Below are 22,563 nucleotides of genomic sequence, written 5' to 3' on the forward strand. Positions count from 1 at the left end.
CTGGAGGCCAACCAACCGCTCATGGTGGTCTACGTGATGAAAGAGCAGCTCAAGGCACTGTGGAACGCCCCAACGGCGCAAACGTGGCGTCGTGCATGGAAACAGTGGCTACGCCATGCCCATGAAAGTGGCATCCCGGCCCTGATCCACTTCGCCAAGTGCCTGAGGCCTTATTGGCGCGGCATCGTCAGCCGGGTGCGCTGGCCCATGCATACAGGCCTTCTGGAAGGCATCAACAACAGAATCAAGGTCATCAAGCGCATCGCCTACGGCTACCGCGATGACGCCTATTTCTTCCTGAAGATCCGGGCTGCCTTCCCCGGACTTGGGTGAAGAACCAATAAAAAGCCCCGCAGGCAGGGGGGGCCGGCGGGGCTGGGGAGCAGGACCTGGGGAGGGGTGCCTGCTCCGGGGATCACTCCAGGGGAGGGAGAGATCTGCGACAGGCGTTGCACCTGTCACGGTCTATATGACCACTTCCAACATGGATGGTTCGTGAAGATTCGGGTTAAGGATTTGTTGGATTCAGGAAACATTCATTACGGGAAAACCATCACAAATGCCGGCATCTCCGCCGTTTAGTGCGCTTCGTCCCAGTTTTGCCCGCTGCCGCTGTCCACCACCAGCGGAACCCGCAGTTCGGCGGCACCCGCCATGCGGCCGGAAACCTCCTCCAACAGCGTTGGCACAAAGTTCGCCTCCACTTCGAACACCAGTTCGTCGTGGACCTGCAGCACCATCAACGCGCGCTCACGGTGGCCCGCCAGCCAGCCGTCGATGTCGATCATGGCGCGCTTGATGATGTCGGCCGCGGTGCCCTGCATCGGGGCGTTGATCGCCGCGCGCTCGGCGCCAGCGCGCAGGCCCTGGTTGCGGGCGTGGATGTTGTCCAGGTACAGGCGGCGGCCGAACACGGTTTCCACGTAGCCGCGCTCGCGCGCTTGCTGCCGGGTGCGCTCCATGAACTCGCGCACGCCCGGGTAGCGGTCGAAGTACAGCGCGATGTAGTCCTGGGCTTCGCCACGGCCGATGCCCAGCTGCCGGGCCAGGCCGAACGCGCTCATGCCATACATCAGGCCGAAGTTGATCGCCTTGGCGGCGCGGCGCTCGTTGCCGCTGACCGCGTCGATGGCCTTGCCGAACACCTCCGCGGCGGTGGCGCGGTGGATGTCCGCGCCGGCGGCGAAGGCGCGCAGCAGGCCGGCGTCCTCCGACAGGTGGGCCATGATCCGCAATTCGATCTGCGAGTAGTCGCAGGCGACGATGCGGCGGCCCTCGGGGGCGACGAACGCGCGGCGGATGCGGCGGCCGTCGTCGGTGCGGATCGGGATGTTCTGCAGGTTGGGGTCGCTGCTGGACAGGCGGCCGGTCGCGGCACCGGCCTGGTGGTAGCTGGTGTGCACGCGGCCGGTGTCGGGATTGACCATCTCCGGCAGCTTGTCGGTGTAGGTGCTGCGCAGCTTGGCCAGGCCGCGGTACTCGAGGATCACGCGCGGCAGCTCGTGCTGGTCGGCGATCGCCTCCAGCGCCTCCTCGTTGGTCGAGGGCGCGCCGCCGGGGGTCTTCACCAGCACCGGCAGCTTGAGTTCGTCGAACAGCAAGGCCCCCAGCTGCTTGGGCGAATCGAGGTTGAAGGTGCGGCCGGCCAGTTCGGTAGCCTTCTGCTGCGCGGCCAGCATGCGCCGGGACAGGTCGGCGGACTGGCGCCGCAGTTCATCGCCATCGACCTTCATGCCAGTGGCTTCCATCCGCGTCAGCACCGGCACCAGCGGCATCTCGATCTCGCGGTACACGCGCTGCAGCATCGGTTCGGCGGCCAGCTTCGCCGCCAGCACACGGTGCAGGCGCAACGTGACGTCGGCGTCCTCGGCGGCATAGCGGCTGGCATCGTCGATGGCCACCTGCGGGAACGGGATGGACTTGGCGCCCTTGCCCGCCACCTGCTCGTACGGGATGGTCTCGTATCCCAGGTAACGCCGGGCCAGCGAATCCATGTCGTGGCGGGTGGCGGTGGCGTTGTAGACGAAGCTCTCCAGCATGGTGTCGTCGGCGTAACCGGCCACGTCCACGCCGTGGCGGCGCAGCACGTGCAGGTCGTACTTGCCGTGCTGGCCGAGCTTGCGCTTGCTGGCGTCGCTGAACAGTGGACGCAGCGCGTCCAGCACCGCGGCGCGGTCCAGTTGCGCCGGCACGCCCGGGTAGTCGTGGGCCAGCGGGATGTAGCAGGCCGCCCCTGGCGTCACGGCGAAGCTCATGCCGACCAGGTTGGCGCGCATCGCATCCAGCGAGTCGGTCTCGGTGTCGAAGGCAAATTCGTCGGCGGCGCGCAGCTTGGCGATCCACGCGCTGAGCTGCGCGTCGGTGAACACGGTCTCGTACTCGCCGGGCGCGGCGAGGGCCGGATCGAGCGCTTCGTCGTCGGCGCTGGAGCCACGCGCGTAGCCGGCCGCGGTGCTGCGCAGGCCGGTAGCGCCGCCGCCTGCGCGAGCTGACCCGCTTGCGCCCCCTGCGTCGCCGCCATCGCCGGCACCGCCCTCACCACTCGCGCCTTCCAGTTCCTTCAACGCCTGCTTGAAGCCATAGCGCGCGTACAACACCTTGAGGTCCTCTACGTGGCGCTCGCGCAGCGCGAGGTCGGTCGGTGCCTGCTCCAACTCGACGTCGGTGCGGATCGTGGCCAGCTCGCGGTTGAGCGGCAGCCGGTGCAGCACCGCGCGCAGGTTCTCGCCCAGCTTGCCCTTCACCTCGTCCGCATGGGCCATCACGCCGTCCAGCGTGCCGTACTCGTCCAGCCACTTGGCCGCGGTCTTGGGCCCGCATTTGTCCACGCCGATGATGTTGTCGACCTTGTCGCCCATCAGCGACAGGTAGTCGACGATCTGGTCGGCGCGCACGCCGAACTTCTCGATCACCGCCTCGTCCGAATCGGTGCGGCTGCCGGTCATGGTGTTGACCAGCGCGATGTGCGGGCGCACCAGCTGGGCGAAGTCCTTGTCGCCGGTGGAGATGGTGACGTCGATGCCGTGCGTGGCCGCCTGCACCGCCAGCGTGCCGATCACGTCGTCGGCTTCCACGCCGGGCACGCGCAGGATCGGCATGCCCAGCGCCTCCACCACCTGCATCATCGGCTCGACCTGCGCGCGCAGGTCATCCGGCATGGGCGGGCGGTTGGCCTTGTACTGCGGGTCCAGGTCGTCGCGGAAGGTCTTGCCCGGCGCATCGACCACGAAGGCGACATAGTCGGGTTTGTCCTTGAGCGTGGCGCGCAGCATGTTGACCACGCCGAACAACGCGCCGGTGGGCTCGCCGGCATCGTTGCTCAGCGGCGGGAGCGCGTGGAACGCGCGGTACAGGTAGCTGGAGCCGTCGATCAGGACGAGGCGGGGGCGCGGTGCGTTCATCCGGCGATTCTACGACGCCGCGTTCAGCGCTCCGTGGCCGCCGGCAACCCCAATCGGCTGCAGGCCGCCTGCCGGCGCGACTTGCCCGCCTTCACCTCGGCGCGCGTCTGGGCCAACGCACCGGCCCAGCGCGGATCGCGCCCGGGGTGGGCGTCCAGCACTGCCAGTGCTTCGCGACGACATCCCAGTTCGCCCAGCACGCTGGCGAAGTTGTTGGCCAGCACGGCATCCTGCGGTGCCTGCGCCAGTCCGTCGCGGTAGAAGCGCGCCGCGTCTTCACGCTGGCCGGCGGCATGCCGCAGGTTGCCCATGGCCAGCAGCATCGACGGCTGGGTGGGCCACCGGCGATAGGCCGCTTCGTAGGCCGGCCGGGCCGCCGCCGCACCCGCCACCGCTTCGAAATCGGCCACGGCGGCCAGGTACGGCGCGACGTCCGGCTTGGCCGGCAGCTCACCCGGACGCAGCGCCACCAGGCCCCAACGCCCGCCCCAATCCCACGTACGCAGGAAGCTGCGCGCCGGCATCGCCAGCGCGCGCCGGGTACCGCTGTGCAGTATGATCCGGTTGCGCGCCGGGTCCGAACCCACCACCACCGCGTAGTGCCACCGGGGCACGCTGCGGGTCAGCAGGTTCTGCAGCACCAGCACCGGGCGACCGGCGTGCACTTCCTGCAGCAGCCCTTCCGGCGATGACGCCACCGGATAGGGGATGCGCCCGGCGCGGCGCATGGCCGCCCCGAGTTCCACCTGCAGGCTGCCCTCGCGGCCCGGCAGGTACACCTGGTCTACCAGGGCATCCGGTTCAACCGTGACGCCGCTGGCCCCGAGCACCATCGCCAGCGCGGCAGGGCCGCACTGGTACGCGTCCTGCGGATGGAAGGGCACCTGTTCCAGCAGCACTGCCGGCGCGTCAGGCACGGCATCGGCCACCCGCAGCGCAGGCCCGATCGCGCAGCCTGACAGCGCGGCGGCGAGCAGGACGCCCGCGGCCGCCTTCATGCCAGCGGGCATCAGGCGCGCTTGAAGATGTCGATCACGCCGACCAGTTCGAGGATCAGCAGCACGACGAAGACCACGCCGATCACCGCCAGCGCACCGCCACCGGCCGGCAGCCGGTCGATCTGGCCCTGCACCTGCATCAACTCGGCATCGCTGAGCGAGGCCACGCGAGCCTCGGCATTGGCCGGGTCCACGCCCATCCGCTCCATGGCCTGGCGCACGTCGTCGCGGGCGAAGGCCTGCATTACCTGGGTTTCCGTGGCGGCGCGACGCTCGGCCGACAATGCCTGCTGGGTGCTGATCACCGCCGCCTGGGCGGTGCTGGCGTAGCCGCCGGCCACCAGTGCGGCGACCAGGACCGGCGCGACAACGAACTTGCGGAACATGGGGCCTCTCCTGTCATGGGACGCACCCGTAATGCCACGCCCGGGGTGAAGCTCCCGAGAAATAGGCGCCCGCGACCCATCCCCCGCCTGGAGCGGCCATCCCGTTCCGATCCGCACGCGACCGGGTATGCTGGAGTCCCGCCGCCACGGAATCCGGCCATGCGCCTGCTGCCCATCGTCCTGCTTGCCGCCTGCCTTGTGGGCACGTCGGCCTGCGCCAGCCTAGACAACAGCGACCCGACGGCGGCGCTGGAAGGCGCCACCGTCACCACCCGCAGCGGCGAGAACGGCGACGTGATCGAGGAGCACCGCGTCGCCGGGCAGCTGAAGGTGGTGAAGATCACCCCGCTGCGCGGTGCCCCGTATTACCTGATTGACCGCGACGGCGACGGCCACCTCGACAGCAGCAAGGGCGAGGGGCCGGTGTCGCCGGTGTACTGGAAGCTGTTCGGCTGGTGAGCCGGACAGCCGGGGTCACTTGACCTTGGCGTAGGTGCCCTTGAGCGCGACGCCCGCGACGAACGTGCCCGCGTGGCACTCGTAGTTCGTGCTGCTACGGAACTCGTTCTTCTTGTAATAGCTGACGATGTCCACCACCGCGTTGGCCCCGCGCGCCTTCGCGCTGTCCTGGAACGCGCGCAGCGCCGACAACGCCACCCAGCGGCAAGCCTCCTCGTCGGACTTGTTGGCGGCATTGGTCTTGCGGTTGGCCACGCCCTCGCCCATGCGGCTGGCCACGGCAACCTTCTGCCCGGCCAGGTGGAAGCTGACGCTGCCATCGATGCCCGCGGCCTTGGCGGCATCGGAGCTGACCAGTTCCTGCAACGACAGCTCCAGGCGCGTTTCGCGCGCGTCGGCCGTGGGGGCGAAGGCCAGCAGCGCGGCCAGCGTGGCAATGGTGATCCGGGTCATGCAACGTACTCCTTGTCGAGATGAAGGCATCGGCGCATGCCGGTGCCGGGGTTTGCCGTGGGCGTCAGTCCTGCCAGCGGCGGAAAATCAGCGAAGTGTTGATGCCGCCGAAGGCGAAGTTGTTGCTCATCACGTATTCGGTCTGCAGCGCGCGGCCGCCGCCGGTGATGTAATCCAACTCGCCGCAGCGCGGGTCGACCTGCTGCAGGTTGAGCGTGGGCGCGAACCAGCCGTCACGCATCATCTCGATGCTCATCCACGCTTCCAGCGCGCCACACGCGCCCAGGGTGTGGCCCATGTAACTCTTGAGCGAGGAGAACGGCATGCGCGTGCCGAATACCTGCCGGGTCGCATTCGACTCGGCGATGTCGCCGTGGTCGGTAGCGGTGCCGTGGGCGTTGACGTAGCCGATCGCCTCCGGCGGCAGGCCGGCATCGTCCAGCGCCAGGCGCATCGCGGTCGCCATCGTCTCCGCGCTGGGTTGGGTGACGTGCGCGCCGTCGCTGTTGGTGCCGTAGCCGACGACCTCGGCCAGGATCTTCGCGCCGCGCGCCTGCGCGTGCTCCAGGTCTTCCACGATCAGCGTGCACGCGCCCTCGCCCAGCACCAGGCCGTCGCGGTGGGCGTCGAACGGGCGCGGCGTCAGGTGCGGCTCGTTGTTGCGCACGCTGGTGGCGAACAGGGTGTCGAACACCGCCGAGGCGGTGGCGTCCATCTGCTCGGAGCCGCCGGCGAGCATGGCCACCTGCTTGCCGGCGCGCACCACTTCGTACGCGGCGCCAATGCCCATGCTGCCCGAGGTGCAGGCGCTGGAGGTGGTGATGACGCGACCGGTGAGCCCGAAGAACACGCCGATGTTCACCGGCGCGGTATGGCTCATCATCTTGATGTAGGTGGTGGCGTTGATGCCGGCGGTGGTGTGTTCGTTGAGCATGCGCCCGAAGTCGCCGATGGCCGCATGCGTGCCCGCGGAGGATCCGTTGGACACGCCGACGCGCCCACTGGTGAGCACCGGATCGCCGAGCAGGCCGGCGTCTTCCAGCGCGAGTTCGCTGGCGCGCACCGCCATCAGCGCCACGCGGCCCATGCTGCGCGTGGTCTTGCGGTTGTAGTGCGGCGGAAGTTCGAACGGTGCCGCCGGCGCGGCCAGCTTGGTGTTGAGGCCTTCGTAGACGTCCCACGCATCGATGCGCTGCACCGCGTTGCGGCACTCGCGCAGGCGCGCATGAATGCTGGCCCAGTCGTTGCCCAGTGGGCTGATGCCACCGGCCCCGGTGACGACCACGCGTCGTTGCAGCTGGCTCATCCGACCATGCCTCCGTTGACCGAGATCACCTGGCGGGTGATGTAGCCGGCGTCCTGCGAGAGCAGGAATGCGACCGTGGCGGCCACTTCCTCGGGGCGGCCGAGGCGGCTGGCGGGAATCAGTTTCATCGCGTGTTCGATGACCTCTTCGCCCAGCATCTCGGTATCGACCAGGCCGGGCGCCACGCAGTTGACGGTGATGCCGCGGCTGGCCAGTTCCAGCGCCAGCGCCTTGGTCGCGCCGATGATGCCGGCCTTGGCGGCGCTGTAGTTGGTCTGCCCGCGGTTGCCCACCAGCCCCGACACGGATGACAGCGTGACGATGCGGCCCGGCTTGCGCCGCCGCACCATCGGCATCACCAGCGGGTTGAGCACGTTGTAGAAACCGTCGAGGTTGGTGTGCACCACGCGGTCCCACTCCTCGCCGGTCATCGCCGGGAAGGCGGTATCGCAGGCGATGCCGGCGTTGCACACCACGCCGTAGTAGGCGCCGTGCGCTTCCACGTCGGCGGTCAGGACCTGTGCGGCGGCATCACGGTCGGCGATGTCGAAGCCGAGCACCCGTGCCTGGCGACCGAGCGCGCGCACCTGCGCGGCCACGGCCTCGGCGTCCTCCGCGCGGCTGCGGTAGTGCACGACCACGTCGAAGCCGTCCTGTGCCGCACGCAACGCGATGGCGCGGCCAATGCCGCGGCTCGCGCCCGTGACCAGCACGGTCGTGTCCATCCCCATTCCACTGCCCCCACTCATGCTTCGTTTTCCAGGTAGGCCATCGCGTCCGGTGGTTCGAACACCGATACGTTGGCCGTGGCCAGCTCCCGGCCTTCGGCCAGGATGCGGCAGGCGAAAACCCCCAGGCCATTTTCGCCCAATATCTCGCGGCGCGCCTCTACCCGCAGCCGCTGCCCGCTGTCGAAGGCGGGCACGGCGCTGTCGTAGCGGCGGGTGCCGAGCAGGAAGCCGACCGGCGGCGGCATGCCGCGCTCGCGCGCCTGGCACCCGGCCCAGCAGGCCACCGCCTGCGCCATGTACTCCACGCCGACATAAGCGGGCACGCCGCCATCCACGTGGAAGGCGCTGTCGATGGGCACCGTGAGCTCGACGGCGACGGACTCCGCATCGCAGTCCAGCACGCGATCCAGCAGCAGCATCGCCCCACGGTGCGGGATCACCTGCTCGATGTCATGGATGGGAAACCCGTGCGCCATCAGCCTTCTCCCAGCAACAGCACGGCATTGCTGCCGCCGAATGCGAACGACTGGCTGAGCACGTAGCGCAACGGTGCCTGCGTGCGACGGCCAGGGACGACGAAATCGAGCGGGGGCAGTCCGGGATCAGCCGCGCCGTCCCACCAGTGCGGCGGCAGGTGGTTGCCCGGGTTGCGGGCCATCGCCAGCCAACACAACCCGGCTTCGATCGCACCGGCGGCACCGAGCGCGTGCCCGGTCAGTGGCTTGGTCGAACTCATGGGCACCGCCTCGCCCAGCGTGGCGAACACCGCCCGGCTCTCCATGGCATCGTTCTGCGGCGTCGCGGTGCCGTGCAGGTTGACGTAGCCCACGTCGTCGGCACCGATGCCGCCGCGCGCCAGCGCCTGTGCGATCGCGGCGATGGCGCCGGTGCCCTGCGGTTCGGGCGCCGACATGTGGTGCGCGTCCGAGCTCTCGCCCCAGCCGGCCAGCCGCACCGGGCCGGGGCCACGGGTCAGCAGGAACAGTGCCGCGCCTTCGCCGATGTTGATCCCGTCGCGGTGGCGTGAGAACGGATTGCAGCGGCGCGCGGACACCGATTCCAGCGCACTGAACCCGCCGATGGTGAACGCGCACAGCGAGTCCGCACCACCGGCGATGACCGCATCGACGATGCCGGCGCGCAACAGGCGGGCCGCCGAGGCCAGCGCCTTGGCACTGGACGAACACGCGGTCGAGATCGTCCACGCCGGACCGCGCGCGCCGGACTCGCGGGCGACGAAGCGCGATGGCGCGCCCATCTCCTGCTGCTCGTAGTGGAAGTCCGCCGGCCACTGTCCGTGTGCCAGCAGGTGCGGCAGCGCGCGCTCCGGCTCGCCGATGCCCGAGGTGCTGGTGCCGATCACCACGGCCACCCGGTGCGCGCCATGGCGCTCGATGGCGGCGGCGGTTGCCTCGCGGATCTGGGCGAAGGCGGCGCGCAGCAGGGCGTTGTTGCGGCTGCGGAAGGGCATTTCGCAATCGGCGAGGTCGGGCAGCGCAGACTGCACCGCGCCCAGCGGCAACGGTCGCCCCGGCGTGTAGCCATCCGTGGTCGCCACGCCGCGCGCGGCGTCGGCGGCGAACAGCGCGCCGGCAACGGCCTGCTGGCCGCATCCCAGCGCACAGACGATGCCCAGTTCGTTCAAGTACACCGGCGGCGCGCTCATCGACGCCCGCCCTCGGCCGATTGCGATCCGGGCGTCGCGTCTTCACTGGCGATGGTGGCGATGTCCAGCCGATAGCCTTCGGCCAGGTTCTCCAGCCGCAGCCCGCCCGCTTCACCGCGGGCCACCGACAGCCACGCGCGCCCGTCGTGCATCAGCTGGCGGACGTCGCCGGCCTCGTGCAGGGTCCATCCTGGCGGCAACGCGCGGCGGATCGCATCGACCGGCCACAGCGCGAACTGCAGGTCGTCCAGCACCCGTTCGGCACGCACCGCGGGCGGCAACCATGCGGCACGCTGTTGACGCAGCGCCTGTCCGTCCCAGAACAGCCGCACACCGGCCTGCCCCATGGCCTGCACCACCAGCCGCACCTCGCCTGCCTCGACCTCCAGCAGCGCGTCCATGTCGCGCGCCTGCGTGCCGAAGCTGAAATGCAGTTGCTGCTGGACCGCGACCTCCCGACCCAGCGAGGCCGGCGACAGCCGCAGCGGCGGCAGCTCGATTGCTGGGCGCGGCGGTGCATGCGCGCACGCGGCCAGCACGAGCACGGCCAGCAGTGCGGCGATCAGGCGGCGCACGCGGCGTCCTGCTGGCGCTTCACCACCTTGGTCACGGTGTGGCTGATGCCCACGCCATCGACCTCCTCGGCCACCGCCAGTCCGGCGCGCTCGATGCACCGGTGCAGCACCGAGGAGTGGTACATCTGGCTGTTGCCATTGGCAATGCAGGTGAAATACAGCGAGGTCTGCTGCAGGCAGAACGCGGCATTCTCGAAGCGCTGCCGGTCCCAGTACGTTTCCATGATGTACAGCCGGGTCCGCGGCGTCATCACCCGCGCCGCCTTCTCCAGGACCATCACGATCTCGTCCTCGGAGAAACAGTCCAGGAACTGGCTCATCCAGATCACGTCATGGCCGCCGGGCAGCGGCAGCTCCGGCCGCAGAATGTCGATGGGGTGTTCGGCCACCCGGTCGCCGAAGCCGCGCGCATCGACGTGCACGCGTGCCTGGGCCAGTTGCCCGGGCAGGTCGCACATGGTCACACGCACGTCGGGCGCATGGTTGGCGCAGGCGATGGCCCACTTGCCGGTGTTGGCGCCCACGTCGAGGATCGACGCCACCGGCTCGCTGAAGATCAGCGGCAGCACGCTCTGGAAGGAATTGTCCGAGTAGTAGTGGTCGAACCTGAACCAGCTTTCGCGGATGTGGCCCGGCAACGTGGCCAGCGCCTCGTACACGGTCCGTGATCCGGGCGCGATTTCCTTCAGTCCGGCGGGTCGGCCCTCGACCAGGCTTTCCTGCAGGTGGAACAGGCCCTTGTAGTTGACGTCGTGGGTGAAGTCCATGTTCACCTGGGTCATCGGGTCGTTGAGCAGGTACCAGCCCAGCTTGCTGAGCACGAAGCGGTCCTGCTTCAGCACCAGGCTGCCGATGCCCAGTCCCGCTTCCGCCAGCACGCGTACGGCATACGTGGACAGCCCGACCCGCTCGACGATCTCCTCCAGCGCCAGCCCGTCGTCGCCCGCGGCCTCGATGGCGCGCAGCACGCCCAGGTCACGGAGCGCCTTGGAGGCCTGGAAGACGAACGGGCCGAAGGCGATGCGCTGTGCTTCCTGTTTCGCCTGCAGGGCGCTGTGTCGGTCTTGGTCGAAGTGGTTCACGTGTCGGGTCCGAGGGTGGTGGAATGCCGGCAGGCCTTTGCGCGGCAGGTAGGGAGGCCGGCATGGCCGGCAGCGGCAGTCGGGGAATACGTGCCGGTCGCCCGGCGGATGTGGGTGCGGCGGACAGTGGCCGCGATGTGGCGGGAACGGCTAGCCATGGCCCTGCTCCGCACGCGGCCGGAACAGCGGCGACAGCAGCCACACCAGGCCGATGCCCAGCAGCAGGGTCAGGCCGAAGGCGCGCAGCGCGGGCGTGGCCGACAACGCGAGCAGGCCAAACGACAGCCACGTGCTGGCCGCGCCGACGCACACCGCCAGCCAAGCGGAGGCATCGCCGCGGTGTTCGAGCAGGAAGATGCCGTAGTCGATGCCCATGCCGAGCAGCAACAGCAACGCGAGCACGTTGAACAACTGCAGTGGCAAGCCCAGCCAGCCCAGGGTGGCGACGGTGAGGACGCCGGCCAGCAGGGTAGGCACGGTGGCGCGCCACGCATCGCGGCGGTAGCGCATCGCCAGCGTCACCGCCACCAGCACCATGCCGGCCAGCAACAGCCAGCCCATCATCTGCCGGTAATGGCCAAGCAGCGCGGAGAACTCGGCGGTGCGGTTGACCCAGCGCACGCCGTCGAGGCCGTCCGCCTGGGCCTGTAGCGCGGCCAGTGCCGCGGAGCCACCCACCGCGTCGACCAGCACCACGCTGCCGACACCGTCGCCACTGCGGCCCAGCCAAAGGTGGCGCAGTGGCTGCGAGGCGGGCGCGGCCAGCCACGCCTGCAACGTCAGCGGTTGCGATGCGAAATCCGCGCGCACCAGACTTTCGCCGGTGGCGGCCGATACGCGCTCCAGCACCGCCCCTTCCACCCGTGCGCCCAGGCGCGCATCGGCGCCCTGCTGGCGCTGCGACGGCAACCAGTCGCTGATCGCGCGGTATCCATTGATCCCGCCCTGCGCGTGCAGCGCCGCCAGCCGCGTGGTCAACGCCTGTTCGCGTTGCAGCAGCGTCTCCGCGTCGGGCGCCCGCACCAGGAAGAACTGCGCCGGGCTGGGCAGGCCCAGCAGGCGGCTGATCTCCATCTGCTGATCGACCAGCGTCTTGGGCGAGGACTGCAGGTTGCGCAGGTCATCATCGCTGCGCAGCTGCCACAACCCGCCGAGCGCCAGTGCACCGGCGATGACCGCCGCGATCGCCCACGCACGGGTGGCGTGCACACGCGGCCAGCGCGCCAGCCAACCGGCGATCGCCTTCGACAGCGGCGTGGCCGCCGGCGCGTCACGCTCCAACCACGGGAACCAGCAGACCACGGTGGCGAATGCGGCGGCCAGCCCCGTCACCGAGAACACCGCCATCTGCCGCAGTCCCGGGAACGGTGCCAGGCCCAGCGCGAGGTAGGCCAGTGCACTCGTCAGCCAGGCCAGGAACATGCCGGGCAACAGCCAGCGCAACAGGCGCCATTGCGAGCGCCGTGGATGGCCCTGGCGAGAGGCGAACCAGTGGATGCCGTAATCCTCTGCCACGCCCACCAGGCTGGCACCGAACACCAGGGTGAGCAGATGCACCTGGCCGAACATCAGCGCTGTCACCGACAGCGCGGTGGCCACGCCCACCAGCAGCGACATCGCCACCAGCAGGATCGGCGTCAGCGAGCGGAAGGCCAGCCACACCAGCAGCAGCACCGCGGCCAGCGAACCCAGGCCGATGATGTTGACCTCGTGGCTGGCCCGCACGGCGGCGGTCTCGGCGTGCAGCGGAACGCCTGCGCGCAGCTCGCGCAGGCCCGGTGCCACGCGTTGCGCCGCGGCGCCGGCCTCATCCAGCGCAGCCTCGATCACGCGCTCGCCATCAAGGCGGAATGCCGAGCCGCGGGTCTCGAACTGCAACACCGCCCAGGCGCGGCCTTCGGCGTGCAGCAGGCCTTCGCCATCGAAGCGCAGCCCCGTGCCGGAGGCGCGCTCCTGCCACCACTGCGGCCAGAGGTTGAGCGGGTCGGCGCGCCAATCGGTCAGGCGCGGTGCGCCCATCGGGCCGTACAGTGCGGCCAGCGCTTCCTCGGCCAGCATGTCCGCGGATTGCGTGAGTAGCCGCTCGCGTTGCGCGGCGGTCAGCAGCCGATCGCGCCAAGGCGCGTAGAACGCGCGCGAAGCCTCGAACCAGCCGGCCATCGACGCACCCTCGGCGAACGGCAGCGGCTGCCGGCGTTCGGCCGCCTGCAACGCGGTGCGATATGCCGATGCGGCCGCCTGCGCCTGCGCCGCATCGGCTGCACCCAGCAGCACCACCATCTGCCGCGCGCTGGCATCGGCGATGCGCCGGGTGGCTTCCGCCAGCACCGGGTCGTGCGCATCCTGGGGCAACAGGGCAAGCACGTCGCTTTCCAGGCGCGATTCGCCCCAGAAGCGCAACTGGTGCGCACCCACCGCCAGCACCACGCCGAGCCACAGCCAGGCCAGCCAGCGCCAGCGACGGCGTGTGCGCGCCTCAGTCAAAATGACGCGCCTCGTCCGCGGTCAGGCGCGCGGGCGCCTCCGCCAGGCCGGTGAACCGCAGTTGCGTGCGGTCTCCGCTGCGCTCGTCGATGTCCACGCTGCGCACGTAGCGGTCGCCCTGCAGCGTGACCCGCTGGAACGCCTGCGCCATTGCGCCGGGCCGCGGGCTCAGCACCAGCCGCCAGCCGTTGTCCGGCAGCAGGGTCGGCTGCACATCGAAGCGCGCGGCCAGCACCTGCAGGTCGCCGCTCATCAGCGCGAACATCATCGCGTTGACCTCGCGCAGCGCAGGCTGCTGGCGTGCATCGACCTCCACCCGCGAGCGGCCGTCGGCCTGGCGGGTGAGGATCCGGTCGCGCGTCAGCACCACCTCGGAAGGAAAGGGCTTGAGCGTGGACCACACCACCCCGCGGTCGCGCGCGATCAGGAAACGGCCCTGCGATCGCAGCGGGTTCCGGAAGCCCTGCAGGCGCTTTTCCTGGGTGAACTCGCCGCGCAGCACCGGCACCTGGGCGATACGGCGCTGGACCTGGGCGACCGCACCTGCGCTGGCCGCGGGCCCTGCGGCATTGGCGGCTCCGGCCGCTGCGACCGCCGCGGCGGTCGTGCGCACGCCGGACGTCGCCGTGGCCATCGATGCCGGGGCAAGGGTTGCCGCTGCCGTTGCGAGCGCAAGGGGCGCGACCGCGGCCACCAGCATGACGACAACGACCCGCATCGGACCGCGCGTGCGGGATATCGCATTCGGCGGGTGGCCGTTTCCTGGCGTGTCGGCGCGCTGTTCGCTTCGCGGCACCACGGCCTTGCGGGGCGGACTCATGCCGGCTGCACCCCCAGCCGCTCCCAGAGCACCGGGGGGCACACGTAGAGCATCTCGCCCGACTCCGCGCCCACCGCGACCTGGATGGTGTGGGCGCGGGTCAACACCTCGCCGCTGGCGGCATCGCGGATCTCATAGTCCATCTTCAGCCGGTTCTCCCATTCGGTGATCCGCGCGCGCACCTTCAGCGGCTGGGCGAAACGCAGCGGGCGGATGTACTTCACCCGCGCGTCCACCACCGGGAACAGGTAGCCGGACTCGGTCATCTGCGGGTAGTCGTAGTCGTGGCGCTGCAGCAGTGCGCAGCGCGCGATCTCGAAGTACTTGAAATAGTTGCCGTGCCAGACCACGTGCATCGGGTCACAGTCGTGGAATGCCGGCGCGAGGTCGATCTCGATCGCCAGCCGGTCGCTGGCCGGCACCCCGAAGTGAACATGCTCAACGTTCATACAGGCTCCAGCGCTGCGCACGCACGTCGTCCAGCAGCGCGCGCAGCTCGCCATCCAGCGCGCGGTCCTCCTCCACCAGCGGGATGCGCGCCGCCAGATCGTCCAGCATCGCCGCAGGCGCGCCTTCGATCCGCGTGTCCGGTGCCACGCGCTGGCGCAACGCCACGCCCTGGCGCGCGGCCACCAGCATCGCCGCCACCACCTGTTCGGTCAGCTCGATCACGCGCAGGCAGTCGCGCGCGGCAATCGTGCCCATGCTGACCTTGTCCTGGTTATGGCACTCGGTGGAGCGCGAGAACACCGACGCCGGCATGGTCTGCTTCAGCGCCTCGGCGGTCCACGCCGACACGCTGATCTGCAGCGCCTTCAACCCGTGGTTGATCGCCGCGCGCGGACCGCTGGCGGCCGACAGGTTGGCCGGCAGCCCATGGTTGAAGCGCGTGTCGACCAGCAGCGCCAGCTGGCGGTCGAGCAGGTCGGCGAGGTTGGCCACCGCGTTCTTCATCGCATCCATGGCGAAGGCGATGTGGCCGCCGTAGAAGTGGCCGCCGTGCAGGATCTGTTCGCGGTCGGGATCGACCAGCGGGTTGTCGTTTGCGCTGTTGAGTTCGGTCTCGATCAGCTGGCGCAGGAACGGCAGCGCGTCCTCCAGCACGCCGATCACGTGCGGCGCGCAGCGCAGCGAGTAGCGGTCCTGCAGGCGCTGTTCGTTGCGCGATGGACGGTCGCTGTGCAGATCCTCGCGCAGGCGCGTGGCGATGCGCGTCTGCCCCGGGTGCGGCTTGGCGGCGAACAGCACCTCGTCGAAGTGGTGCGCGTTGCCGGCGCTGGCCACCACGTTGTACGCGGTCAGGCGCGTGGCCAGCCGGCACAGGTACTCGGCGCGGTCGTAGGCCAGGCAGGCCAGCGCGGTCATCACCGCGGTGCCGTTCATGATCGCCAGGCCTTCCTTCGGACGCAGGCGCAACGGGGTGAGGCCGGCCTCGCGCAGCGCCTCCGCGGCGGGACGGCGCACGCCGTGGTGCAGCACCTCGCGCTCGCCGCACAGCACCGCGGCCACGTACGACAGCGGCGTCAGGTCGCCACTGGCGCCGACCGAACCTTCGGCCGGGATCAGCGGCAGGATGTCGTGCTGCAGCAGTGCGGCCAGGCCTTCCAGCAGCGGCAGGCTGACCCCGGACATGCCCACCGACAGCGAGGCCAGCCGCGCGACCAGCACCGCGCGCGTCTCCCCGGCATCGAGGAAACGGCCGAGGCCGCAACCGTGGTAGGTGAACAGGTGGTGCGGCAGCTCGGTGAGCAGCTCCGGCGGGATCACCACCGTGCACGAGTCGCCGTAGCCGGTGGTCACGCCGTAGACCACGCCGTCCTCGCGCAGCAGGCGATCAAGGAATTCGGCGCCACGGGTGATGCGCGCACGGAACGCGGGATCGGCCGAAAGCGCTGCGCCGCGCTGGCGGCGGGCGACGGCGACGACGTCCTCGATGCACAGGCGGCCATCGCCGAACATCAGCGGCGTGGGGTCAGCGGGAAGCGGGGTCATGCGGCACCTGGTCCCAGAACGGGAAGAAGTTGAACCAATCCAGCGGCGAGTGGCGCACCTGCGCCTCCAGCCAGCCGGCGAAATGGGCGACCTGCTCGGCCAGGGCGGCGTCGCGCGTACCGCGCGGCAGCACCACGCGGTCGCTGAAGCGCTCGAAGCGCAGGCGGTAGCCATCGCCCTCGTGGGTGCAGGCCATCGCGAACAGCGGGCAGCCCAGCGCCGCCGCCAGCACGTACGGCCCCACCGGGAACGGCGCCGGCCGGCCGAGAAAACCGGCGAACACGCTGCGCCCACCGTGCACCGGCACGCGATCGCCGGTGATGGCGACGAACTCGCCGGCAGCGACGCGCTCACCCAACCGGACCGCCATCGCCGCATCCAGCTCGGTCACTTGCAGCAACTCGACGCGGGTATCGGGATTCAGGCGCTTGAGCAGCCGATTGAAGTCGTTGGCGTGGGCGGTGTGCACCAGCGCGGTCAGGCGGAAGCCGGGCACCGTGTCCGCCAGCGCCTGGCACAGCTCCAGGCAGCCGATGTGGCCGGTGACGATCACCCCGCCTTCGCCACGCGCGATCTGCTGCAGCATCACCTCGCGTTCGGCGCGCACGCGTGCCACCGGGTAGCGGCTGTGGGCGGCCAGCAGCTTGTCCAGCAGCGTTTCGGCGAAACAGGCGAAGTGGCGCAGGCTCAACCACCTGCCAGGCGCGCGCGGGAAGGGCGCGTGCGTGGCCTGCAGGCGCGCCAGGTACTCGCGCGAGGCCTGTCGCGCGGTGCGGTTGAGCAGCCAGTGCACGAGCACCACCGGGTACAGGCACAGCCGGAACGGCCAGCGTCCCAGCCAGCGCTCCACCAGGCACAGGAAGCGGATCCCGACGACGAACGTGGATTCCTCGATCCCGGCCCAGTGCGGCGCACGCACCACGGCGCTCATCGCCACTTCCTCGCCAGCAACCACGGCAGGCGGCGCAACATGCCGAAGAACAGCCGCGCGTGCATGCGGCTGATGCGCACGTTGTCGCCCCACACGTCGAAGTGCGACACGCCGTCGCTCGGGTAGCGCACCGGGGTGGGCACGTTGCGCACCGGCACGCCCTCCCAGCACAGGCGCACGATGATCTCCGGGTCGAAGTCCATGCGGCGGCCGATCGACGCGGTCCGCACCAGCGCCAGCACCGGCGCCAGCGGGTAGACGCGGAAGCCGCACATTGAGTCGCGGATCGCCAGCGACAGGGTGTTGATCCACACCCATACGTGGGTCAGGTAGCGACCATACAGCCGGCCCCTGGGCACGCTGGCGTCGTACACCGGCGCGCCGTTGATGATGGCGGCCGGCTCCGCGGCGGCGGCGGCAAGGAAGCGCGGGATGTCACCCGGGTCATGCTGGCCGTCAGCGTCGATCTGCAGCACGTGGGTGGCGCCCAACCGCGCCGCTTCGTGGAAGCCGGCGATCATCGCCCCGCCCTTGCCCTGGTTACGGTCCAGCCGCAGCAGGTGCACGCCCTCGCGGCGTGCCAGTTCGCGCAACACCGTGGCGCAGGACTCCCGCGAGCCATCGTCCACCAGCAGGCAGTCCTGTCCGCCCGCGCGCACGCCATCGACCATCGCGCCGATGGCGTGCTCGTGGTCGTACACCGGGATCACCACCAGCGGACGGAATGCCCCGGTCACTGCGCCGACGGGCAACGCGCTCATGCCGTCGCCTCCGCCGGGCCCAACACCACGCGGCCACTGGCGTGTGTCCCGAGCTCGGATTCATAGCGGAACGCCAGCACCGACTTCGCCTCCAGCCATTCCAGATGCAGGTGGATGCGCATGCCCGGCCGCGCCACGCGCTGGAATTTCAGCGCCTCGGTGCGCAGGAAGCGTGGCGGCAGCGCGAACGCTTCGCGCCCGAAGCGCACCGCCCAATCGAGCTGCGCCACGCCGGGCAGGATCGGCATCCGCGGGAAGTGGCCGTCGAAGACCAGCAGATCGGCATCCAGCGCGAGCTCAAGCTGCGCCTGCGTGGCGTCGCACCGCACCCACACCGGCGCCGGACGTTCCGGCCGGAACAGTGCACGCAGTGCGGCGTCGGTGGTCTTGCCCTGCGCGTTGCCGGGCAACGCATCGACAAAGCGCCAGCGGCGTGGGCGCGTCACCGCGTCCTGTCCATCGGCCAGCGCCTGGCCCAGCGATTGCGCCACTCGGCGACGTCCGTCCGCACGCAGGCGGGCCTGCCCCTCGCCCGTCAGCACCACCACCGCTGCGAGCTCGGCGCGCGGGCCCTCGACCAGCACGACGCGTGCTTCGGCGACCTCGGGCCGTTCGCCCAGCTGGCGCTCCAGTGCGGTCAGCGACACGCGGCGCTCTTCCACCTTGACGATGCGGTCGGCACGACCGAGCAGGCGGAAACCGGCCGTGCCGTCCGCCTCCACCCGGTCGGCGCTGCGCCACCACGCGGCATCGGGCAGGTGCGGCGACGCCACTTCCAGTTGGCCATCCGCAATGCGCCAGTCCACGCCGGGCAGCGGGGTCCACGCGGGCCCGTCGGTATCGTGCTGGCGCCACGCGATGCCGCCGGTTTCGCTGCTGCCATAGATCTCGATCGGTGCGTGGCCCAGCATGGCATGCGCCGCGGTCGCCGCCTCCGCCGGCAACGCCCCGCCGGAGCTGAACACCGCACGCAGCCGGGTGCGCGCGCCGTTCCAGTCCAGTGCTTCGGGGATGCGCTTGAGGTGGGCAGGGCTGCTGACCAGCAGCGCCGGTGCGTCCATCGCCGCGGCGATTTCCTCGTGGAAGAACAGCCGCGGCGCGATCGCGCGGCCGGCCGCCAGCGGCCACAACACACGGAACAGCAGCCCGTAGATGTGCTGGTGCGACACCGTGCCGTGCACCACCGCCCCGTCAAGCCGCTCGCCGAACGTGGCCTGCAACGCTTCGACCTCGCGCACAAGCTGCGCCAGGCGTTTATCGATGGCCGCGGCTTCGCCGGTGGAGCCCGAGGTGTAGACCACCAGTCGCGTGGCCTGCTCGTCCAGCGGCATCCATGCGCTATCGGCATCACTGGCACCCACCGCGTCCGCGGGCGGTGCCGTGCCAGTCAGAGCGGAGTTCGCCTGCGTGTGCAGCGCGATTGCCGCGCACGCCTCCGGGAAGTCGCCGGCGAAGCCATCGACCCCGGCTTCCAGTCGCGCCACGGTCACCGGCAGCGCGTCGGCGCACAGGCAGACCGTCTTGCCCGCATGCCAGGCACCGAACAGGGCCGCGGCGAAGGCCGCGGTATCGTCGAAGTGCAGCGCCCAGCGTTCGCCGCCGCGTGCGGTGAACGCATCGCGCCAGCGCGCCGCCTCGGCACGAAAGCCAACATGGTCCAGGCATGACCCCGCACCAAGCGCCACCACGCGCCCCGGCACGGGCCGCGCCGCCACTTCCGCCAGCGCGATCCACTCAGCCATGCGCGCGCGCCTTCACCCGCTGCCGCACCAGCCATTCGACGGCGAACAGCGTGCCGATCAGCCCGTAGGCGACCAGGCCGTTGTACAGCGCCCACACGCGTTCGCTGGCCCACAGCGCGGTGGCCAGCGCCAGGCTGCCGTTGAGCACGAAGAAGCCGCACCACACCTGGGTGACACGACGGGTATAGGCCACCGCCGCCGCGGGCAGGTCCGGCTGCTGCAGCCGTGCCAGGCGTTCGGCGACCGGCGCACCGAAGCGCAGACTGAGGCCGAACACCAGCAGCAGCACGCCGTTGACCAGCGCCGGGTACAGCTTCAATGGCAGGGCCGCATTGGCCAGCATGGCCCAGGCGGCCAGCAAACCGGTGCCCAGCGCCGCCCACAGCCAGTGCTTCTCGCGGGTCGCGAATGCGCGCAGCAGCGCCAGCGCGAACAGCAGCACCGCCAGCCAGCGCGGTTCGAAGCGGCCGAGCATGGCGTACACAGCCAACGGATACGCCAGCGACAACAGGATGAACAGCAACATGCGCACCCGGCCCACGGCGTCCCCTGGCCGCCGGCGGATCAGGCGGCTTCGCGGATCAGGCCGTGCAGCACGTCCACGACGTCCTGCACCGTGCGCACGGACTTGAACGCATCCGGCTGCAGGCGGCCACCGAGCAGGGGCTTGAGCTGCACGATCAGGTCGACCGCATCGATGCTGTCGATGTCCAGGTCGGTGTTGAGGTGTGCTTCGGGGGTGATCCGCACCGGATCGATCTCGAAGGTGTCCTGCAGGATGCCGCTGATGCGGTTGAAGAGTTCGTTCTTGGTCATGGTGCCTGCTCCCCTGCGCTCATGCCGGCCGCGCGGAAACGAACCGGGCCAGCGCATCGACGCTGGCGAAATGCTGGCGGGTTTCCTGCGAATCGGCGGACAGGGTCACGCCGTAACGCTTCTGCAGCGCCAGGCCCAGTTCGAGCGCATCGATGGAATCCAGGCCCAGGCCCTCGCCGAACAGCGGCGCGGCGGCATCGATGTCGTCCGGCGTCACGTCTTCCAGTGACAACGACGAAATGATCAATTGCTTGATCTCAAGCTCAAGTGGCTGCACGCAGGTCCCCCGCCGCGAAATACTGGGTCAGATGTTCGGTAAGTTGGCGCGCGGCCAAGGCCTCCCCCTGTGCCCCGCCCAGGAAAGGCGCGATTTCGAGGTCCGGCTGGACGTCCACCACCACATGGAACCGGCGCGCCGGGACACGATACCACTTCTCGCCTTTGCCCAGCGTCATGGGCGTGCAGGTCAGGCGAACCGGGGTTACGTCCAGGCCGCCACGCACGGCGATGTTGGCCGCCCCACGTTGCAGTTGCATGGACCCGTCGCGCCGGGTGCGGGTGCCCTCCGGAAAAACGACAAGGGTGCCCCCACGGCGCACCGCCGCGATGCAGTCCTCGACCAGGCCCGCGCCATCGTCGTTGAACACATAGCCGGCCGCACGCACCGGGCCACGGGTGAACGGGTTGCGGGCCAGCGACGACTTCACCACGCAATCGGCATTGGGCAACAGGGAGACCAGGAACACCACGTCGATCAGCGTCGGGTGGTTGGCCAGGATGAGCAGGCCCTCGCGCTGCAGGCGTTCCCTGCCGTGGACCTCGTAGGTCAGCACGCCCAGCACGCGCATCAGCTCGATGTGGAAAGCGAAGCTCTTCTGCACCAGCCGCCGGGCCCGGCGTCGGCGCCGCGCGGGATCGCGCACGGCAAGGTTGATCAGCGGAAACACCAGCACGCCCAGCAGCAGCCCACCCACGCCGAACGCGAGGAAGCTCAGGCCGGTGGCGACGATCCGCCACAGGCGGTTGAGCCGCCCGGAGGCGGGCAGCATCGCGGCAGCCTCAGCCATGGCGCCGCCACCGCCAGCACAGACCGTCGGCCCGGTGCACATGCATGGGCTCGCCGGCCAACAGGAAGCGCAGTACTTCAAGGCCAGCGGGGAGCGCAGCGCCTGCAGTGGCGGGCTGTCCGGTCGCCGTAGGCACGCCCGCGATGGCGTGGGGCGAGGTGCCGGAGGCGCGCTCGTCCTCACCCACCCCAGCGCTCTCGGGAGTTCCTGGTCCGCCGACGTGGTCCACGTCCTCCGTCCACCCCAGCGCAAGCCGCGTGCCCTCGCCGTCCGCGCGGACGCGCCAGCTCCATGCATGGAACGGGTCCGGCTCGTCCACGAAGCCGGCATAGGCTTCCGGCATGCTGGCGTCGTATACCACCACCAGCACTTCCGGCGCGCCATCGGCCAGCAGGCCGGCCGCCTCCACCAGCGCCGCCTCGGCGGTGGCCTGGCCGGCGGCAAGCGCCAGGTAGTTGCCGCGCTCGCCACGCACGATGGAATACAGCGCGGCGATGGCGTTGTGCACCGACAGGCCAAACTGGGTCGGCGACATCGGCTCGCCACGGGTCATCTGCTCCAGCAGCACGAACGAGCGCTGCACGTCGCCATGGCGCGAGGCGAACACCAGCGGCACGCCGGCCGCCTCCGCCTGGCTGCACCACCACGCGACCTGCACCGCCATCCGGCCCAGCCGGTCGATGCGGCGGCGCTGCATGGCCGGCACTTCCGCCAGCGCCGGGGTATCGTCACCTGATGGCACGACCGGCGCCTTCGACCACGCCTGCCATGTTTCGCGCTCGTGCAGGCCGGGGGCCCACGCCGCCCAGTCCGCCACGGTGAATTCGATCATGCCCCTGTCATCCGCCAACGCCCCGCGCACATTCTAGCGTCCGGCACCCGCGTGAACCTGA

The 22,563-nt window shown here is 70.1% G+C and carries 24 protein-coding genes; 2 read left to right on the forward strand and 22 right to left on the reverse strand.

Annotation, left to right across the window (positions count from 1 at the left end; translation table 11 throughout):
- A partial coding sequence (locus tag IP93_RS02270) for a transposase (protein ID WP_144811546.1) occupies positions 1-333 on the forward strand: 333 nt, incomplete at its 5' end.
- A 245-nt stretch (positions 334-578) separates the two neighbouring features.
- On the opposite strand, the gene polA is transcribed toward IP93_RS02270, so the two are convergent.
- From polA to IP93_RS02285, 3 genes are read right to left on the reverse strand one after another with little or no spacing between them, the layout of a single operon-like run.
- On the reverse strand, positions 579-3,401 hold the full coding sequence (gene polA / locus IP93_RS02275; RefSeq protein WP_144811548.1) for a DNA polymerase I: 2,823 nt from the start codon (positions 3,399-3,401) through the stop codon (positions 579-581).
- A 23-nt stretch (positions 3,402-3,424) separates the two neighbouring features.
- Entirely contained in the window at positions 3,425-4,411 is a 987-nt protein-coding gene (locus IP93_RS02280) for a PA2778 family cysteine peptidase (RefSeq protein WP_144811550.1), read from the reverse strand.
- Complete coding sequence (locus tag IP93_RS02285; protein WP_144811552.1) at positions 4,411-4,785, reverse strand: PA2779 family protein; 375 nt, start codon at positions 4,783-4,785, stop codon at positions 4,411-4,413. The genes IP93_RS02280 and IP93_RS02285 overlap by 1 nt, the downstream gene beginning before the upstream one ends.
- Positions 4,786-4,944: 159 nt before the next feature.
- Between IP93_RS02285 and IP93_RS02290 the strand changes: the two genes are divergently transcribed.
- Complete coding sequence (locus tag IP93_RS02290) at positions 4,945-5,244, forward strand: DUF2782 domain-containing protein (RefSeq protein ID WP_242006704.1); 300 nt, start codon at positions 4,945-4,947, stop codon at positions 5,242-5,244.
- A 15-nt stretch (positions 5,245-5,259) separates the two neighbouring features.
- On the opposite strand, the gene IP93_RS02295 is transcribed toward IP93_RS02290, so the two are convergent.
- The 19 genes from IP93_RS02295 to IP93_RS02385 form a co-directional block, all read right to left on the reverse strand.
- Positions 5,260-5,697, reverse strand: coding sequence for an excinuclease ATPase subunit (locus IP93_RS02295; RefSeq protein ID WP_144811554.1), 438 nt, complete (start codon positions 5,695-5,697; stop codon positions 5,260-5,262).
- A gap of 64 nt (positions 5,698-5,761) precedes the next feature.
- A complete protein-coding gene (locus IP93_RS02300) occupies positions 5,762-7,003 on the reverse strand; it encodes a beta-ketoacyl-ACP synthase (protein ID WP_144811555.1) in 1,242 nt (413 codons plus the stop codon).
- Positions 7,000-7,728: a 3-oxoacyl-ACP reductase FabG gene (fabG, locus tag IP93_RS02305; protein ID WP_199747060.1), complete on the reverse strand. Its 729-nt coding sequence runs from the start codon at positions 7,726-7,728 to the stop codon at positions 7,000-7,002. The genes IP93_RS02300 and fabG overlap by 4 nt, the downstream gene beginning before the upstream one ends.
- Before the next feature lie 20 nt (positions 7,729-7,748).
- A complete protein-coding gene (locus tag IP93_RS02310; RefSeq protein WP_144811557.1) occupies positions 7,749-8,210 on the reverse strand; it encodes a hotdog family protein in 462 nt (153 codons plus the stop codon).
- Positions 8,210-9,400 (reverse strand): beta-ketoacyl-ACP synthase, encoded by a 1,191-nt coding sequence (locus IP93_RS02315; RefSeq protein ID WP_144811559.1) that lies wholly within the window; start codon positions 9,398-9,400, stop codon positions 8,210-8,212. Before IP93_RS02315 ends, IP93_RS02310 begins: the two co-directional genes overlap by 1 nt.
- Entirely contained in the window at positions 9,397-9,975 is a 579-nt protein-coding gene (locus tag IP93_RS02320; protein WP_144811561.1) for a DUF3261 domain-containing protein, read from the reverse strand. The genes IP93_RS02315 and IP93_RS02320 overlap by 4 nt, the downstream gene beginning before the upstream one ends.
- Entirely contained in the window at positions 9,963-11,057 is a 1,095-nt protein-coding gene (locus IP93_RS02325) for a class I SAM-dependent methyltransferase (protein ID WP_144811562.1), read from the reverse strand. The genes IP93_RS02320 and IP93_RS02325 overlap by 13 nt, the downstream gene beginning before the upstream one ends.
- Positions 11,058-11,207: 150 nt before the next feature.
- Positions 11,208-13,541 carry an MMPL family transporter gene (locus IP93_RS02330; RefSeq protein ID WP_242006705.1) on the reverse strand — a complete coding sequence of 778 codons (2,334 nt, stop codon included), beginning with the start codon at positions 13,539-13,541 and terminating at the stop codon, positions 11,208-11,210.
- The gene (locus IP93_RS02335) at positions 13,534-14,361 is read right to left on the reverse strand and encodes an outer membrane lipoprotein carrier protein LolA (RefSeq protein ID WP_338419398.1); all 828 of its coding nucleotides are present in this window, start codon (positions 14,359-14,361) and stop codon (positions 13,534-13,536) included. The genes IP93_RS02330 and IP93_RS02335 overlap by 8 nt, the downstream gene beginning before the upstream one ends.
- Complete coding sequence (locus tag IP93_RS02340; protein ID WP_144811566.1) at positions 14,358-14,810, reverse strand: acyl-CoA thioesterase; 453 nt, start codon at positions 14,808-14,810, stop codon at positions 14,358-14,360. Before IP93_RS02340 ends, IP93_RS02335 begins: the two co-directional genes overlap by 4 nt.
- Positions 14,800-16,353, reverse strand: coding sequence for an HAL/PAL/TAL family ammonia-lyase (locus IP93_RS02345; RefSeq protein WP_144811568.1), 1,554 nt, complete (start codon positions 16,351-16,353; stop codon positions 14,800-14,802). Before IP93_RS02345 ends, IP93_RS02340 begins: the two co-directional genes overlap by 11 nt.
- On the reverse strand, positions 16,334-17,284 hold the full coding sequence (locus tag IP93_RS02350) for a lysophospholipid acyltransferase family protein (protein WP_144811570.1): 951 nt from the start codon (positions 17,282-17,284) through the stop codon (positions 16,334-16,336). Before IP93_RS02350 ends, IP93_RS02345 begins: the two co-directional genes overlap by 20 nt.
- Complete coding sequence (locus IP93_RS02355; RefSeq protein WP_144811571.1) at positions 17,281-18,045, reverse strand: glycosyltransferase family 2 protein; 765 nt, start codon at positions 18,043-18,045, stop codon at positions 17,281-17,283. The genes IP93_RS02350 and IP93_RS02355 overlap by 4 nt, the downstream gene beginning before the upstream one ends.
- On the reverse strand, positions 18,042-19,787 hold the full coding sequence (locus IP93_RS02360) for an ApeI family dehydratase (protein WP_144811573.1): 1,746 nt from the start codon (positions 19,785-19,787) through the stop codon (positions 18,042-18,044). The genes IP93_RS02355 and IP93_RS02360 overlap by 4 nt, the downstream gene beginning before the upstream one ends.
- Complete coding sequence (locus tag IP93_RS02365; RefSeq protein WP_144812288.1) at positions 19,780-20,313, reverse strand: COG4648 family protein; 534 nt, start codon at positions 20,311-20,313, stop codon at positions 19,780-19,782. The genes IP93_RS02360 and IP93_RS02365 overlap by 8 nt, the downstream gene beginning before the upstream one ends.
- Before the next feature lie 38 nt (positions 20,314-20,351).
- Positions 20,352-20,603: an acyl carrier protein gene (locus IP93_RS02370; protein ID WP_144811575.1), complete on the reverse strand. Its 252-nt coding sequence runs from the start codon at positions 20,601-20,603 to the stop codon at positions 20,352-20,354.
- A 19-nt stretch (positions 20,604-20,622) separates the two neighbouring features.
- A complete protein-coding gene (locus IP93_RS02375; RefSeq protein WP_144811577.1) occupies positions 20,623-20,880 on the reverse strand; it encodes a phosphopantetheine-binding protein in 258 nt (85 codons plus the stop codon).
- Entirely contained in the window at positions 20,867-21,670 is an 804-nt protein-coding gene (locus IP93_RS02380) for a lysophospholipid acyltransferase family protein (protein WP_242006706.1), read from the reverse strand. The genes IP93_RS02375 and IP93_RS02380 overlap by 14 nt, the downstream gene beginning before the upstream one ends.
- Positions 21,663-22,502 carry a beta-ketoacyl synthase chain length factor gene (locus tag IP93_RS02385; RefSeq protein ID WP_144811578.1) on the reverse strand — a complete coding sequence of 280 codons (840 nt, stop codon included), beginning with the start codon at positions 22,500-22,502 and terminating at the stop codon, positions 21,663-21,665. The genes IP93_RS02380 and IP93_RS02385 overlap by 8 nt, the downstream gene beginning before the upstream one ends.
- Positions 22,503-22,563: the final 61 nt, after the last annotated feature.

This window comes from Aerolutibacter ruishenii (assembly GCF_007830115.1).
GTDB classification, from domain to species: Bacteria; Pseudomonadota; Gammaproteobacteria; order Xanthomonadales; family Xanthomonadaceae; genus Aerolutibacter; species Aerolutibacter ruishenii.

Coding starts and splice junctions, on each gene's coding strand:
- fabG (WP_199747060.1), bottom strand. CDS start 7,728: ATGGACACGACCGTGCTGGTCACGGGCGCGAGCCGCGGCATTGGCCGC.
- IP93_RS02340 (WP_144811566.1), bottom strand. CDS start 14,810: ATGAACGTTGAGCATGTTCACTTCGGGGTGCCGGCCAGCGACCGGCTG.
- IP93_RS02370 (WP_144811575.1), bottom strand. CDS start 20,603: ATGACCAAGAACGAACTCTTCAACCGCATCAGCGGCATCCTGCAGGAC.
- IP93_RS02310 (WP_144811557.1), bottom strand. CDS start 8,210: ATGGCGCACGGGTTTCCCATCCATGACATCGAGCAGGTGATCCCGCAC.
- IP93_RS02315 (WP_144811559.1), bottom strand. CDS start 9,400: ATGAGCGCGCCGCCGGTGTACTTGAACGAACTGGGCATCGTCTGTGCG.
- IP93_RS02300 (WP_144811555.1), bottom strand. CDS start 7,003: ATGAGCCAGCTGCAACGACGCGTGGTCGTCACCGGGGCCGGTGGCATC.
- IP93_RS02355 (WP_144811571.1), bottom strand. CDS start 18,045: ATGAGCGCGTTGCCCGTCGGCGCAGTGACCGGGGCATTCCGTCCGCTG.
- IP93_RS02335 (WP_338419398.1), bottom strand. CDS start 14,361: ATGAGTCCGCCCCGCAAGGCCGTGGTGCCGCGAAGCGAACAGCGCGCC.
- IP93_RS02350 (WP_144811570.1), bottom strand. CDS start 17,284: ATGAGCGCCGTGGTGCGTGCGCCGCACTGGGCCGGGATCGAGGAATCC.
- IP93_RS02280 (WP_144811550.1), bottom strand. CDS start 4,411: ATGCCCGCTGGCATGAAGGCGGCCGCGGGCGTCCTGCTCGCCGCCGCG.
- IP93_RS02295 (WP_144811554.1), bottom strand. CDS start 5,697: ATGACCCGGATCACCATTGCCACGCTGGCCGCGCTGCTGGCCTTCGCC.
- IP93_RS02380 (WP_242006706.1), bottom strand. CDS start 21,670: ATGGCTGAGGCTGCCGCGATGCTGCCCGCCTCCGGGCGGCTCAACCGC.
- IP93_RS02360 (WP_144811573.1), bottom strand. CDS start 19,787: ATGGCTGAGTGGATCGCGCTGGCGGAAGTGGCGGCGCGGCCCGTGCCG.
- IP93_RS02385 (WP_144811578.1), bottom strand. CDS start 22,502: ATGATCGAATTCACCGTGGCGGACTGGGCGGCGTGGGCCCCCGGCCTG.
- IP93_RS02285 (WP_144811552.1), bottom strand. CDS start 4,785: ATGTTCCGCAAGTTCGTTGTCGCGCCGGTCCTGGTCGCCGCACTGGTG.
- IP93_RS02290 (WP_242006704.1), top strand. CDS start 4,945: ATGCGCCTGCTGCCCATCGTCCTGCTTGCCGCCTGCCTTGTGGGCACG.
- polA (WP_144811548.1), bottom strand. CDS start 3,401: ATGAACGCACCGCGCCCCCGCCTCGTCCTGATCGACGGCTCCAGCTAC.
- IP93_RS02345 (WP_144811568.1), bottom strand. CDS start 16,353: ATGACCCCGCTTCCCGCTGACCCCACGCCGCTGATGTTCGGCGATGGC.
- IP93_RS02365 (WP_144812288.1), bottom strand. CDS start 20,313: ATGTTGCTGTTCATCCTGTTGTCGCTGGCGTATCCGTTGGCTGTGTAC.